The 14,073-nt window shown below is 65.4% G+C and carries 6 protein-coding genes; 4 read left to right on the top strand and 2 right to left on the bottom strand.

What is annotated here, in order from left to right:
* Positions 1–94: 94 nt before the first annotated feature.
* Complete coding sequence (locus HDE78_RS09930; protein ID WP_179478799.1) at positions 95–1,381, bottom strand: sugar MFS transporter; 1,287 nt, start codon at positions 1,379–1,381, stop codon at positions 95–97.
* A 447-nt stretch (positions 1,382–1,828) separates the two neighbouring features.
* On the opposite strand from HDE78_RS09930, the gene HDE78_RS09925 reads away from it, so the two are divergent.
* The 4 genes from HDE78_RS09925 to HDE78_RS09910 all read left to right on the top strand — a co-directional run bounded on the left by HDE78_RS09925 (position 1,829) and on the right by HDE78_RS09910 (position 9,491).
* Positions 1,829–2,938: a glucokinase gene (locus tag HDE78_RS09925; RefSeq protein ID WP_345776049.1), complete on the top strand. Its 1,110-nt coding sequence runs from the start codon at positions 1,829–1,831 to the stop codon at positions 2,936–2,938.
* Between the two features lie 160 nt (positions 2,939–3,098).
* Positions 3,099–5,918, top strand: a complete 2,820-nt coding sequence (locus tag HDE78_RS09920) for a TonB-dependent receptor (RefSeq protein ID WP_179478797.1) — start codon at positions 3,099–3,101, stop codon at positions 5,916–5,918.
* A gap of 181 nt (positions 5,919–6,099) precedes the next feature.
* Entirely contained in the window at positions 6,100–8,418 is a 2,319-nt protein-coding gene (locus HDE78_RS09915) for a family 20 glycosylhydrolase (protein ID WP_179478795.1), read from the top strand.
* A gap of 11 nt (positions 8,419–8,429) precedes the next feature.
* Positions 8,430–9,491 carry a heparan-alpha-glucosaminide N-acetyltransferase domain-containing protein gene (locus HDE78_RS09910; protein WP_179478793.1) on the top strand — a complete coding sequence of 354 codons (1,062 nt, stop codon included), beginning with the start codon at positions 8,430–8,432 and terminating at the stop codon, positions 9,489–9,491.
* Between the two features lie 25 nt (positions 9,492–9,516).
* Here the strand turns inward: HDE78_RS09910 and HDE78_RS09905 are convergent, their stop codons facing one another.
* Positions 9,517–14,010: a DEAD/DEAH box helicase gene (locus HDE78_RS09905; RefSeq protein WP_179479106.1), complete on the bottom strand. Its 4,494-nt coding sequence runs from the start codon at positions 14,008–14,010 to the stop codon at positions 9,517–9,519.
* Between the last annotated feature and the right edge of the window lie 63 nt (positions 14,011–14,073).

The raw sequence follows: 14,073 nt of genomic DNA, 5'->3' as shown, positions 1-14,073 counted from the left end.
CCGCGGCGCCGACCGCACCGCGCGCGATGTGCGGTGCTGCCGTGCATCCTAGCCTATGGTCATGACCGGAGCGACAGCGCCGAGCGTAAACCGCTCAGCGGCGCTGGCCCACGCGATGACCGGCCAGCCCATAAAACAGGATGTACAGATAGCACGGCACCATCAGCAGCATGAAGGCGAGCTGGAAATCGACGTGCTCTTTCAGATGCACGAAAAGCTGCGGAATCACCGCTCCGCCCGCAATCGCCATGATCAGCAGCGCCGAGCCGCGCTCGGTCAGCGCACCCAGCCCCTTGATCGCCAGCGGAAAGATCGCCGGCCACATCATCGCGTTGGCGAAGCCCAGCGAAGCGACGAAACCCACCGACACATAGCCCTGGGTGAGAAACGCGCCGATCGAAAACAGCACGCCCAGCACCGCCGAGATCGCCAGGTAGCGCTGTTGCGACACGATTTTCGGAATCAGCAGCAGGCCGGCGACGTAGCCGAGCAGCATCGCGCCCAGGGTGAAGGCGGTGAAGAACTTGGTCTGATCCAGCGGCAGATGGAAGCCGGCGCCATAGGTGCCGATGGCGTCGCCGGCCATCACTTCGACGCCGACGTAGACAAACAGGCACAGCACGCCCAGCCACAGATGCGGAAAGTGCATGATGCTATGTGAGGCCATGGCATCGCCGGCGCGTGCCGGCGTGCTGTTGGCCGAGGATGCTTCGATATCGGGCAGCGAGGAGCGTGCGATCCAGATCGCCAGCAGCACCAGAACGCCAGCCATGAACAGGTACGGCGCGTGGATGCGCGAGGCGAATTCGTTGAGCAGCGCTTCGCGTGTGACCGGATCGGCGGCTTTCACCTTCTGATCCAGATCGCCGATGCCGTGCAGCACCAGCGTACCGATCAGCACTGGCGCGAGAATGCCCGCGACCTTGTTGCAGATGCCCATAAAGGCGATGCGCTGCGCCGCGCTGTCGATCGGTCCGAGAATGCTGATATACGGATTCGACGCCGTCTGCAAAAGAGACAGGCCGGCACCGATCACGAACAGGCCGGTGAGCGCGCCGGCAAACACGCGCATGCTGACGAACTGGCCGAACAGCAGCGCGCCGACGGCCATCACGAACAGGCCCAGCGCCATGCCTTTTTTCATGCCGGTACGGCGAAGCACTAAAGAGGCCGGCAGCGACAGAAAAAAGTACGACAGATAAAACGCCGATGGCACGAGGAACGCGTAGAAATCGTCGACCTGAAACGCCAGCTTGACGAAGGTGATCAGCGGTCCGTTGAGCCAGGTCACGAAGCCGAAGATGAAAAACAGCATGCCGATGATCATCATCGGTCCGAAATTCGAGCGTGCGGCCGGCGCCGCCGTGAGTGTCGCTGACATCGATGATGCTCCCCGGGTGCTTTGATCTGGATGATCTGGTGTTTCGTGGCGCCGTCGACCGAAAGACGACGGCATCGCGAATGTCTCTTTATTGGCCGTAAAGTGCATCGTTGTCAATTCGCGTCGCACAAAAGCCTTCGATAGCCAGCAAACCGGGGGTGCCTGCGGCTGCTCGCTGCTGCCTGTGTGGCAGTGCGTCAGCACGCGGCCCGTGCCGGATTTTTCCAAGTTTGGCTATGTATATAGACGTTCGAAGGCGCAGCTCATGTCTTCTCGCGAATGCCTGACGGCGCGATGCTGCGGCGCCGTACGGAGGAGAAAAATAAATTTCGACGCCGTGTTGACAACGTTGTCATTTTGACGACAGACTCCGCCAATCGAGCCCTCCAGCGCCTGCGGTGATCCACTGTGACGCGCTCGGGGCCAAACCGTTGTCGGGAGAGCGGAGTGGGGGAAGTCGCCAATCAGCGTCATGCATCGGAGCCGTCGGCCGTCACGCTGCCGGGTGCGTCGATGCGTGCGGCAGAGGATCAGATCGCGGACGCGGCACATCGTCCTTTCATCGCCGCCGATGTCGGCGGTACGCATGCGCGCATCGGTCTGGTGATCGGCGGTGCGGTCGGCAAGACGCCGGTCGACGTGCTGCATTACCACCGCTACAGCTGCAGCGAATGGCCGAACCTCGTCGTCATGCTGCAGGACTTCGTGGCGCAATTGGCAACGACGCCGTATGCCGCCGCGGCGCGGCACATCGATCGCTGCGCGCTGGCATGCGCCGGCTACGTGCTGGACGACACCATTGTCAACGAGAACCTGCCGTGGCCGGTCCCGATCGCGCCGATTCGCCAGGGCCTGGGCATCGAGCAGCTCGCCGTCATCAACGATTTCGAAGCCGTAGCCTATGCCGCGCAGTTCATCGACGCCGCGACCGGTCGGGCGATCATCGATGCCGCGCAGCCGCCGGTAGAAGGGCCCACGCTGGTGATGGGACCGGGCACGGGATTGGGCGCGGCGGTACTGCTTCCGGGTCAGCCGCGCGCGCACGTTTTACCCACGGAAGCGGGCCTGGTCGCCTTGGCGCCGGGCAACGAACGCGAGATCGCGATTCTGCGCGTGCTTCAACGCGATCGTTCGTACGTGGCGTACGAAGACGTGCTGTCGGGGCCTGGTCTGCTGCGGCTGTATCGCGCGCTGTGCGAATTGCGCGGTAGTGCGCCGGATCTGCAGACGCCGGCACAGATCACCGACGCGGCGCAAGCGGGCAGTGACGCGGCCGCGCTGGAATCGCTGCAGGTTTTCTGCGGCTTGCTCGGCAGCTTCGTCGGGGACCTCGTGCTGCTGTACCGCGCCAGCGCCGTGTACCTGGCCGGCGGCATCCTGCCGCAGATCCAGCTTTTTCTGCAGACCAGCACGTTCGCCGAACGCTATTTCAACAAGGGCGTGATGCGCCCCTATCTGCAACAGGTGTCCGTACGACTGATCGAGCATGGCCAGCTTGGCGTCATGGGTGCCGCGGGTTGGTTTCTGGATACGAGGCAGGTAGAGCAGGCGACATGAAGTGACATGCAATTGATCGGGCAACACGGCATCCGGTAACACGGCACCAAGCCGCAAACGCATACACCAGGACTTACGTAAACCAGGGACTTACGCAAACCAGCCCAATGCCGCGCATCACGCCGGTCTTGATTCGCATCACCTCTGAGGGGAGGACATCATGAATTATCGCAAGACATTGCTAGCCGCCAGCATCATTACCAGCCTGTGCATGTCTGCCGCGGCGTTCGCTACGGACAGCGCGCCGGCATCGACTGCGCCCGCGCAGGACACGTCCGGCCAATCCAGCTCGACCGCGCCGGCCACCACGCAGGAAGCGCGCGACGCCAATGCCAAGAAGGTCACCAACTTGGTCGGCGTGACCGTCACCGGCATCCGCGCCAGCCAGCAGGCGTCGATCAATACCAAGCGCAACGCCGACGCGATCGTCGATGCGATCACCGCCGAAGACATCGGCAAGTTTCCGGCCAGCAACGTGGCCGAGGCGCTGGCGCAGATGCCGGGCGTGACGCTCGATCGCAGCATTCCGGGGACGCAGCGCGTGTCGATCGATGGCATCGATCCCAGCCTCAATCTCACCCTGCTCGATGGTCATCCGGTCGCGCAGGCGATCTGGCTCTATGGCGACAGCCCGAACCGCGGCTTCAACTATTCGCTGCTGGCGCCCGACGTGATCGGCAAGCTCGAAGTCTACAAGAGCCCCGAAGCACGTCTGCCCGAAGGCTCGATCGGCGGCACCGTGATCATGCATACCGTCAAGCCACTGGATGTGCCGTCCAACACCTTGAGCGGTTCGTTCGGCGACAACTACAACGACATGGTCGGCCATGGCCGTCCGTCGGCCTCGGTGTTCTACAGCTGGAAGACCGACGACAACACCTTTGGCGTCGACGTCTCCGCACAGCACCATGAGCAGTTCGGCAATCGTCAGGGTCTGGAGAACTACGGCTATTCCAGCGTGGCGTCGGTCAACACGGCTGCTCTGGCCGCAGGCAACAACGCCATTCAGAACGAGCTGAACTCCGGCGCGATCAAGGGTACCGACCAGATTCCGAATCAGGTCAGCGCCACCAACTTCCAGCAGACCGAAAAGCTCGACAGCGTCACCGTCAACTTGCAGTGGAAGCCGACCGACAATTTCTCCTCGACGCTGGGTCTGATGTACGTCCGGGACAATCTCGACAACCTCAATCAGTCGATGTATCCGTGGGCGACCAACGCGCCTGGCGGCATTACCTCGCTGACCGAAGGCCCCAACGGGATCATCACCAGCGGCACCCAGGCGGGCACGGCCTGCCTCAACAACCTTAACTGTGTCAGCACCGCTCACACGTATACCGACAACAACGCGCGCATCTCGACCATCACCACCAAGGGCATCGACTGGCAGGGTGAGTTCAAGGGCGACGGCTGGCGCTTGAACGGACAGGTCGGCGTCAGCACCTCGCGCAATCCGATGGAGCAGGCGGTCAAGGAAATCTTCTATGGCGGCGGCTTCGACTGGAGCCTGTCCAAGGGGCCGCAGTACACCGATCCGACAACGGCCAACAACCCGGCCTACTGGGCCGACAACGGTTGGGGCGGCAATCTCGGCAAGGAGCTGTACAAGTCTAAGGACACCTACGGCCAGCTCGACTTCAGCAAGGACTTCGACGGCTTCTTCAACGAGCTGCTGGTCGGTGCGCGCTACACCTCGCACTGGGAAAGCCAGGTACTGAACGTCTACACCGGCGCGGCCACGCTGCCCCTCGATCAGATCGGCTACGGCGGCCTCAGCGATCTGGACGGTTCGTCCAGCCTCGGCCTGACCAACAGCTCGGTCCATCACGTGCAGACGCTGGGCTCCGGCGCGATTTTCAACGCCATTCTCGGCTCGCCCGGCTTCGGCACCGCGACGGATGCGAACTCCTACTGGGACAACACTTTCAACGTACAGCAGCAGAACAGCGCGGCCTATGCCCAGCTGAACTTCGGCAACGATGACGTGCACGGCAACCTCGGCGTGCGCTTCGTGCATACCAAGTTCACCGACAGCGGCTACAACATTCCCGGCAACTGCGCGGCAGCCGACTCGTACGACTGCACCTTCCCGGCCGGCTATGGCTACGTGACCCAGACCAGCACACGCAACGACTGGCTGCCGGCCTTCAACATCGCGTGGAACGTGGCGCCGGACTTCATCCTGCGCGGTGCGGCATCGGAGACCGTGGCGTATGCGCCGTACAACCAGATGGCGCCGTATTTCCAGGCCAACGACACCGTGCTGACGGCCGCGGCGGGCAACCCGAACCTGAAGCCGTATCGCTCGCTCAATGCCGACCTGTCGGCGGAGTGGTACTTCAACGATACGTCGGTGCTGGCCGTGTCGGGCTTCTACAAGAGCATCCTCAACTACATCGTCAATGCGGCGACGACGCAGGAGCGCATCAACGGTTCCTGGACCATCCCCGGCTATCAGACCAGCGCTGCGGCGCTGATCGCCACCGGTCAGTGTACCGCCGCCGGCGTCTGCAACTACGACGTCACCTCACCGGTCGACGGCGGCCGCGCCAAGGTCAAGGGCGCGACCATCAGCTACCAGCAGGCCTTCAGCGAAAGCGGCTTCGGCATCCGCGCCAACTACACGTACTCCGATGCCTCCACCAACAGCGGCGGCGCACTGCCGTACAACTCCAAGAACGCCTACAACCTCAGCCCGTATTTCGAGCAGGGGCCGTATAGCGCCAGCGTCTCCTACGGCTGGCGTTCGAGCTATCTGGCGGGTGGCTATGTGGCGGGTGCTCCGGCGACCTATGTCGACGGCTACAAGGAGCTCGATGCGACGGCGGGTTATCAGTTCAACAAGAACTTCTCGATCAACCTCAATGCGCTCAACCTTCTGAACTCCACCTACCGCGCCTATCTCGGCAGCAAGACCCAGTTGTCCGAGGAGTACGTCACCGGTCGCCAGTACATGCTGAGCGCGCACTTCAAGTTCTGATGTCTGGCCCTGTTCGACAAGCACTGCTCTATCTGTAACGTTTCATCATCAGGTTCTCTTTGAAGTTTTCTTCCCCCACGGACCTGGCACGTTTGCCAGGTCCATTTTTTTTGGGGTATGGATGATCCATCCGACCGCTCAGCGGAGCGGCCGTTACTGCCCATTGCCGCCGAGATACGCCATGAATCTTGTACGCCTTGTTGCCCATCTCGGTTTTTGTGCAGCCGTCGCTCCGGCCTTTGCGATGGCTGCACCGCCACCGCCGTTGATTCCGCTGCCGGCGCAGATCGGTTATGCCGACGGCGCGTTCCATGTCGATACGCATACGCCAGTCGTGGTGGCTGACCACAATGCATCGACGCGCCGAACGGCGGATTATCTGGTCGGGCTGACAGGCAACGAGCGTGGCCTGCATCTGCAGGTAAAAGAGCACGCAGCGTCGCCAAAAAGCATCGTGCTGTTGCGCGACCCGCAGGCGGCGGTAGCAGACCCCGAAGGCTATACGCTGGACGTGACGCCGCAGGGCATCCGCATCAGCGCGCGCGACGATGCCGGTCTGTTCTATGGTGCGATGACGCTGGCGCAGCTGCTCACGCCGGATGAAAACCACGGCGCGGTGAGTGTGCCGGCCATGCATATCGTCGATCGGCCGCGCTTCGTCTGGCGCGGGCTGATGCTCGACTCGGTGCGCCACATGCAGAGCGTCGCCGAGATCGAAACCGTGCTCGACCAGATGGCCCGGCACAAGCTCAATACCTTCCACTGGCACCTCGCCGACGATCAGGGCTGGCGCATCGAGATCAAGCGCTATCCCGAACTCATGCGCATCGGCGCCTGGCGCACGCCCATCAATGCCGGGCACGACGGCCAGCCGCTGCGCTATGGCGGTTTCTACACGCAGGATCAGATTCGCCAGATCGTGGCGTATGCGGCGGCGCGCTACATCACCGTAGTGCCGGAAATCGACATGCCCGGCCACGCCCAGGCTGCCGTCGCCTCCTATCCGTACCTCGGCGTGACCGGCCAGCGGCCGGCGGTATCCGAGGACTGGGGTGTGCATCCGTATCTCTACAACGTGGATGACGCCACGTTTGCCTTCATCGACCGCGTGTTCGACGAAGTGATGGCGCTGTTCCCCTCGCGCTACATCCACGTCGGCGGCGACGAGGCGGTCAAGGATCAGTGGAAGGCCTCGCCAACCGTGCAGGCCAAGATGCACGCGCTGGGCCTGAAGAACGAAGACGCGCTGCAGGGCTGGTTCATCAGCCGGCTCGGCAGCTATTTGTCCGCCCACGGCCGCCGCCTGATCGGCTGGGACGAGATTCTCGAAGGCGCCGTGCCGGCCAATGCCACGGTGATGTCGTGGCGCGGCGTGCAGGGTGCGATCGACGCGGTGAAGCAGGGCCACGACGTGGTGCTGTCACCCTCGCCCGATCTCTACCTCGATCAGCTGCAGAGCGCTCGCGCCGACGAGAACGCTGGGCGCATGCCGGTCAGCGACCTGGCCAACGTCTACGCCTTCGAGCCGGTGCCGAAGGTACTCGATGCAACGCAGGCCGCGCACGTGCTGGGCGCGCAGGCCAACCTGTGGACCGAACACATGCCGACCATCGCGCACGTCGAACACGCGATATTTCCGCGCCTCGATGCGCTGAGTGAGGTCGACTGGTCGCCGGCCGGTGCGCGTGACTGGCGCGGCTTTCTTGCTCGTCTGCCGGTGCAGTTCGCGCGCTACCGCAAACAGCAGATCGGTTATGCCGACAGCGCCTTCGCCGCGGATATCACGGTGGATCGCATGGCCGCACTGACCCGCATTGCGTCGTCGCTGACAATTACCAACCAGGCCGGCAGCGGCGACCTGCACTACACGCTGGACGGCAGCGTCCCTACCGTCACCTCGCCGCTCTATCGCACGCCGCTGACTGTAAAGCTGCCGCTGACCGTGCGCGTCGCCTCCTTCAGCCGTAGTGGAATGCCGCTGGCTTCGTCGCGGCAGCGCGTGCTCGATCGCGCCAGCCTGCTCAGCGTGAGCGGCAATGACATGCCCAACTGTCCGGGCAGCGATTTCCGCCTGCGCGTGCAGCCGATGCCGGACGCGACGTCGCTGTCGCCGAACTACAGCATCAACGTGTTCGACAGCTGCCAGCTCTATCCGGCCACGCCGATGGACGGCATCGCGCGTATCCATGTCGATGGCGTGCGGCTACCGCGCAACTATCAGCTGGCGCACGATGCCAAGCTGGTGGTTTCGCGTCCGCACAGCACGCCCTTTGGCGAGCTGGTGGTGCATCAGGATCGCTGCGACGGCGCGGTGCTGGCCACGCTGCCGCTTCCTGATCCGGCGCGCAGCACGCGACGCTTTGCGCTCGACGGTGCGCTACCGGCGGCGCACGGCTCGCATGCGCTGTGCCTGATCTACACGGCGCCGATCGACGGTGACCTGTATGCGCTCGACCGCGTGAGTCTGCTCAGCAACCAAAAAACGCCGACGTCGCATTGATGAGCGTGGCGATGAAGCGACTGGCCTCGCTCGACGCGCTGCGCGGCTGCACCGTGGCGGCGATGCTGCTGGTGAATGATCCCGGTGACTGGAGTCATGTGTATGCGCCGCTGGATCACGCCGTGTGGAACGGCTGTACGCCCACCGATCTGATCTTTCCGACCTTCCTCTTCGTCGTCGGCGTTTCGGTGGCGCTGGGCCTGCTGCAGCGACTGGAGCAGGGTGCTCTGCGTGGTCCGTTGATGCGCGCGGCACTGTGGCGTGCGCTGCGCATCGTTGCGCTGGGCGTGGCGATCAACGCGCTGGCGTGGCTGCTGATGCCCGGCGCACACCTGCGCTTCCCCGGCGTGTTGCAGCGGATCGGCGTGTGCTTCGCCGGCGTGGCGCTGTTTGCGATCTATACCAAGCCGCGCACGCAGTGGGCGGCGATTGCGCTGCTTCTGATCGGCTACGCCACGCTGCTGTGGTGGGGCGGTTCGCTGGCGCCGTGGGTGAACACCACCAGCCGCGTGGACAGCGCGGTGTTTGGCCGTTTCGTCTATCTGATCGACCCAGCGAGCGGCCGCGGCCACGATCCCGAAGGCCTGCTGGGTACGCTGCCCTCGCTGGCGACCGCGCTGCTCGGCCTACGCGCAGGTTGTTGTCTGCGCCAGGGGCGTACGAGAACGCTGCTGATAGCCGGCGTCGGCGCACTGCTGCTCGGTGCACTGTGGGCGCTGTGGCAGCCGCTCAACAAGAATCTGTGGACGCCGTCGTTTGTGCTGTGGTGCGCGGGCTGGTCGACGCTGGCGCTGCTGCTTTTCCACGTGCTGATCGATCGCTACGGCTGGCCGCCGCTGGGCCGGCGTTTCGGCATCAACGCGATCGCCGCCTACGCCGGCTCCGAGCTGATGCAGATCGTGCTACCGGCGCTGGGCTGGCAGGAGCCGCTGTATCGCCACTTGTTTGCCGAGCCGTTGACGCCGCTGGCCGGGGCCTATGTGGCGTCGCTGGCCTGGGCGCTCGCGTTCGTGGTGATGTGGTGGCTGATCGTTTACGCGATGGATCGACGGCGCTGGTATCTCAAGCTTTGAGTCGCGCGGTGGCTGGGCAGCGCGTTTACTGCTGCTGTTGCTGGGCGGCCATACTGTCGGTCAGAGGCAGCGCATGGCGTAGCAGCACGTGCTGCGCCTGCTGCAGTTCCGCACCGGACAGCTCGATCAGCGGCGTCACCTTGCCCGCGATCAGCGCGGCGATCGCCATGCCGTCGCGGTACAGCACGCGCGAGCCTGCCAGCGCCGGCACCTTGTCGCCGACCAGCACGGTGCCGACCAGATTCAGCGGGTCGCAGCCGCTGAGGCAGACCAGTTCGCTCGCATCCGCGCGCTTGCGCGCCGCGCGCAGCGGCGCAATCGCTTCGGGCAGAGCGAACTGCTCGCCGACCAGCCCCTCGACGAAACGGCCGCCGCGAATCTCGCCGCGCGCCTCCAGCCGCTGATACACCCGCCGCAATTCGCGCCACGGCGGCAACCACGGCGCCTCGCGCTCCAGCAGCTTCCAGAACACCACGCCGTAGCGGCGCAGCAGCGTGCGTGCGATGTGCTCGACGGCTTCCGGATCACGCTCGTCGGACGGAGATGCTACGGCTGTGCGCACCAGCGACCAGCGCCCTGCATCCTCGATGCCGTTGAGCGCGTGCCGACGCACGCGGCGGTGCCGGTGCGCGTCGCGCTTGGCCGCGGGCAACAGCAGGGCGCGCATGCCGGCGAAGCTGTCGGCGCTGACGCGGCCGGCGGCGACGAGTTCGCCCAGCGCGTCTTCCATCTCGGTGCGCAGAAGTCGCGTGGCGCTCATCAGCTCGTCGAAGAACAGCGCGCCCTGAGCCTGCAGCGCATCGGCCACGGCCTGGGCGCGAGACGAAAGTAACGCTTCCTGCGTATCGACACTGGTGGCAACAGACGTCCAGACGGCCATGCTGCGCCGTGGAAGAAGCACGATCGGCGTGCTGCGTACCGGACCACCGCTGCGACCGGCCGTGCCACTGCTCGCGCGCAGCCGGCTCCAGCCGATGCGTCCGGCGCGGCACAGATCGTCCAGCCAGCTGATCGAATAGTCGCCGATCCGCGCAGGCAGGATCTCCGACTCCCAGGCGCCGGCGGCGGCCTCGAAACCTTCCAGCTGACTCAGCGTGGCGTGCAGGGCATCGGGTCCGCTGAGTCGGGTGGCGGCGGATACGTGCTGCCAGTCGAATAGAAAGCGCATCAGCTCGCGTCGGCTGACCGGTTCGATCTCGCGCCGCAGACGGCCCAGCGTGTAGCGATGGATGCGTGCCAGCAGATGCCGCTCGCACCATTCGAGGCCGTTGGCATCGTCGGTGGCCGAGGCCGCCGTGAAGCGGCCCTGCATCACGTAGCCCTCGGTCTGCAGCCGCGTCAGGGCCAGGTCGATCTCGCCGATATCGACGGCGAGCGACTGCGCCAGCGCGCGCGCGGTGACCGGGCCCAATCCACCCAGGCGATGCCGCACCAGTTCGAGCAGCGCATCGTCGCGGCTCCACGCCTGCGTCGTATGGCCGGCGGGCGCGGCGATGGCCGGCTGCATCGCTGCGCGCGCATGCAGCGCCTGCCACAGCGGCAGGTTTTCGGCGCAGGTCCAGACATGCTTGTCCGGCGCCAGCATCAGCCGCGTGGCGCGATGGGCTTTGGCCAGCGTCTGCAGCCACGTATCCCAGCCGGTGTTGGCGATGACGTCCTCGGCCGTGACGAAGCCGAGCACATTCAGCGCCTCGTGCATTTCATCCGCATCGCGCACCTGCGGCCAGGCCTCGTCGCGCACCGCGGCGATCGCTTCCGGATCGAGCCGGCCCAGATCGTCGGCGCTGTCGGCGCCGTTCCACTGGCGCGACTGCACGGCCTGGGTGCGGCGCTCTTCCAGCGGCGCGTCGTCGAGGAAGGCGTAGGGCGCGGCGTTCAGCACCTCGGCGGCCAGCGGGCTGGGGCCGGTGAGGTCGCGCGCGACGATGCGGATTTCGCCGCTTTCCATCGCGCGCAATAAGTCGAGCCAGCCGTCGGTATCCATCGCCTCGCGCAGGCAGTCGTGCATGGTTTGCCGTACCAGTGGATGTACGGGCACCTCGCGCTCGCCGACGATGTTTTCCAGGCAGGCGACCTGATCGGGGAACACCGAGGCCAGCAGGTCTTCGCTCTTCATCCGCTGCAGCGGTGGCGGCACTTTCTTGCCGGACGCGAAGCGCGGCAGCGCCAGCGCAGTCACCGCGTTCCAGCGCCAGCGCGCGCCGAACAGCGGCGCATCGAGCAGGGCCTGGATCAACACCTGTTCGGCGGTGTTCGAGTGCAGGTAGTGCGCGACCTCTTCCAAGGGAAAGCTGTGGCTGGTCGACAGCGACAGCACGATCGCATCCTCGGTCGCCGCCGCCTGCAGCTCAAAATTGAACTGGCGACAAAAGCGCTTGCGCAGCGCCAGCCCCCACGCGCGATTGACGCGGCTGCCCCACGGCGTGTGGATCACCAGCTGGGTGCCGCCGGACTCGTCGAAAAAGCGCTCCAGGATCAACGTGGATTGCGTCGGCAGCGCGCCGAGCGCGGCCTTGGCGCGCGCCAGATAGTCGACCAGCTGCTGCGCGGCCTCGCCGTTCAACTGCAGCTGCTCGCTCAGCCAGCTCAGGGCAGCCGGCGCGCCACCCGCGTCGAGCTGTGCCTCGATGTCGCCGCGCAGGCGCGACACGCCAAACGATAATTCCCTGCTGCGCCCCGGCGCTTCACCCAGCCAGAACGGGATACTCGGCGGCGCGCCGCGCGCGTCTTCCACGCGCAGGCGATCGCGCTCCACGCGCTGGATGCGATAGCTGGTGTTGCCGAGCTGGAAAATGTCACCGGCCATGCTCTCGACCGCGAAATCCTCGTTCACCGTGCCGACGATGATGGCCTGCGGCTCCAGCACGACCTTGTAATCGGCTGTGTCGGGAATGGTGCCGCCGGACATCAGCGCGGTGAGCCGCGCGCTGCGCCGCGCGCGCAGCTGGCCATGCACCGCATCGCGATGGACGTAAGCGGCGCGCGCGCCCTGGCGGGTGGTGAACCCCTCGGCCAGCATTTTCACCACGGCGTCGAAATTGGCGCGTTCCAGCAGGCGGTAGGGCCAAGCGCGGCGGACCAGATCGTAGAGTGCGTCCTCGCTCCATTCCTGGCACGCCACCTCGGCAATGATCTGCTGCGCCAGTACGTCGAGCGGCTGCGGCGGCAGGATCAGCACATCGAGCTCGCCGCGCCGCACGCAGTCCAGCAGCGCGGTGCATTCGACCAGGTCGTCGCGGGTGGTCGGAAAAAGCCGCGCCTTCGGCGTGCCGTCGATGCTGTGACCGGAGCGCCCGGCGCGCTGCAGAAACGCTGCGATCGAGCGCGGGGAACCGAGCTGGCACACCAGATCGACATCGCCGATATCGATGCCCAGCTCCAGCGACGCGGTGGCCACCAGCACGGACAGCTCGCCGCGCTTTAGCCGCTGTTCCGCGTCCAGCCGCAGCTCCTTGGAAAGGCTGCCGTGATGAGCCGCCACGGTTTCCTTGCCCAACCGGTCGGACAGATGCCGTGCCGCACGCTCGGCCATCCGCCGCGTGTTGACGAACACCAGCGTAGTGCGATGCGCCTGCACCAGCGCCGCGACCTGGTTGTAGACCAGCTCCCAGCCGTCGTTCGACATCACGGCCTCAAGCGGAATCGGCGGTACGGTGACGGCGAGGTCGCGGCGGCGTGTGTGGCCTACGTCGATGATGGTGCAGGGGACATTCCCCCTCTCCCCATCGGGGAAAGGGCAGGGCGAGGGGCGGGTGCTCGCGGGAGTGTCGCTTTCGTTAGGCGCTTCGTCGTCACTTCTGCGCGACCCCAGCCCCTCACCCCAACACTCTCCCCGCGCGGGGGAGAGTGAACAGTGAGCGCCCACTAAAAAGTGGGCGACTTCTTCGATGGGCTTCTGGGTCGCCGACAAGCCGATGCGCAGCAGTTGTCGCTGGCACAGCGACTGCAGCCGTTCCAGCGATAGCGCCAGATGCGAGCCGCGCTTGCTGCCGGCCATGGCGTGAATCTCGTCGACGATGACCGACTGCACGCCGGCCAGCATCGCGCGGCCGGAGGCCGAGCCCAGCAGCACGTAGAGCGATTCGGGCGTGGTCACCAGAATATGCGGCGGCTGTTTGCGCAGCAGCGCCCGCTCCGCCTGCGGCGTGTCGCCGGTACGCACTGCGGTGCGGATAGCGACGTCGGGCAGGCCGAGTTTTTCCAGCTCCGCGCGAATGCCCTGCAGCGGCCGCTCCAGGTTGATCTGGATATCGTTCGACAGCGCCTTCAGCGGCGACACGTAGAGCACGCGAGTGGCGTCAGGCAGTACGCCACCGTGGGCCACGCCTTCGCAGACCAGCGCATCGATCGCGGCCAGGAACGCCGTCAGCGTCTTGCCCGATCCGGTCGGCGCCGCGACCAGCGTATGGCGGCCCGCGCGAATCGACGGCCATGCCTGCGCCTGCGCCGCCGTGGGCACCGCAAAGGCGCGACGAAACCAGCCCGCAACTGCCGGATGGAAGCTGTCCAGCGGGTCCATATCCAGGCGCATCGGCGAGGGTCCGTGCGGTGGCGAAGAGAGGGTCACATGATCCTATATGGG

Source organism: Rhodanobacter sp. K2T2 (genome assembly GCF_013408815.1).
Taxonomy (GTDB): Bacteria; Pseudomonadota; Gammaproteobacteria; order Xanthomonadales; family Rhodanobacteraceae; genus Rhodanobacter.
The sequence above is the reverse complement of the archived record's forward strand: the minus strand, read 5'-3'. Positions and strand labels throughout refer to the sequence as shown.

Coding starts and splice junctions, on each gene's coding strand:
- HDE78_RS09930 (WP_179478799.1), bottom strand. CDS start 1,381: ATGTCAGCGACACTCACGGCGGCGCCGGCCGCACGCTCGAATTTCGGA.
- HDE78_RS09920 (WP_179478797.1), top strand. CDS start 3,099: ATGAATTATCGCAAGACATTGCTAGCCGCCAGCATCATTACCAGCCTG.
- HDE78_RS09915 (WP_179478795.1), top strand. CDS start 6,100: ATGAATCTTGTACGCCTTGTTGCCCATCTCGGTTTTTGTGCAGCCGTC.
- HDE78_RS09910 (WP_179478793.1), top strand. CDS start 8,430: ATGAAGCGACTGGCCTCGCTCGACGCGCTGCGCGGCTGCACCGTGGCG.
- HDE78_RS09905 (WP_179479106.1), bottom strand. CDS start 14,010: ATGGACCCGCTGGACAGCTTCCATCCGGCAGTTGCGGGCTGGTTTCGT.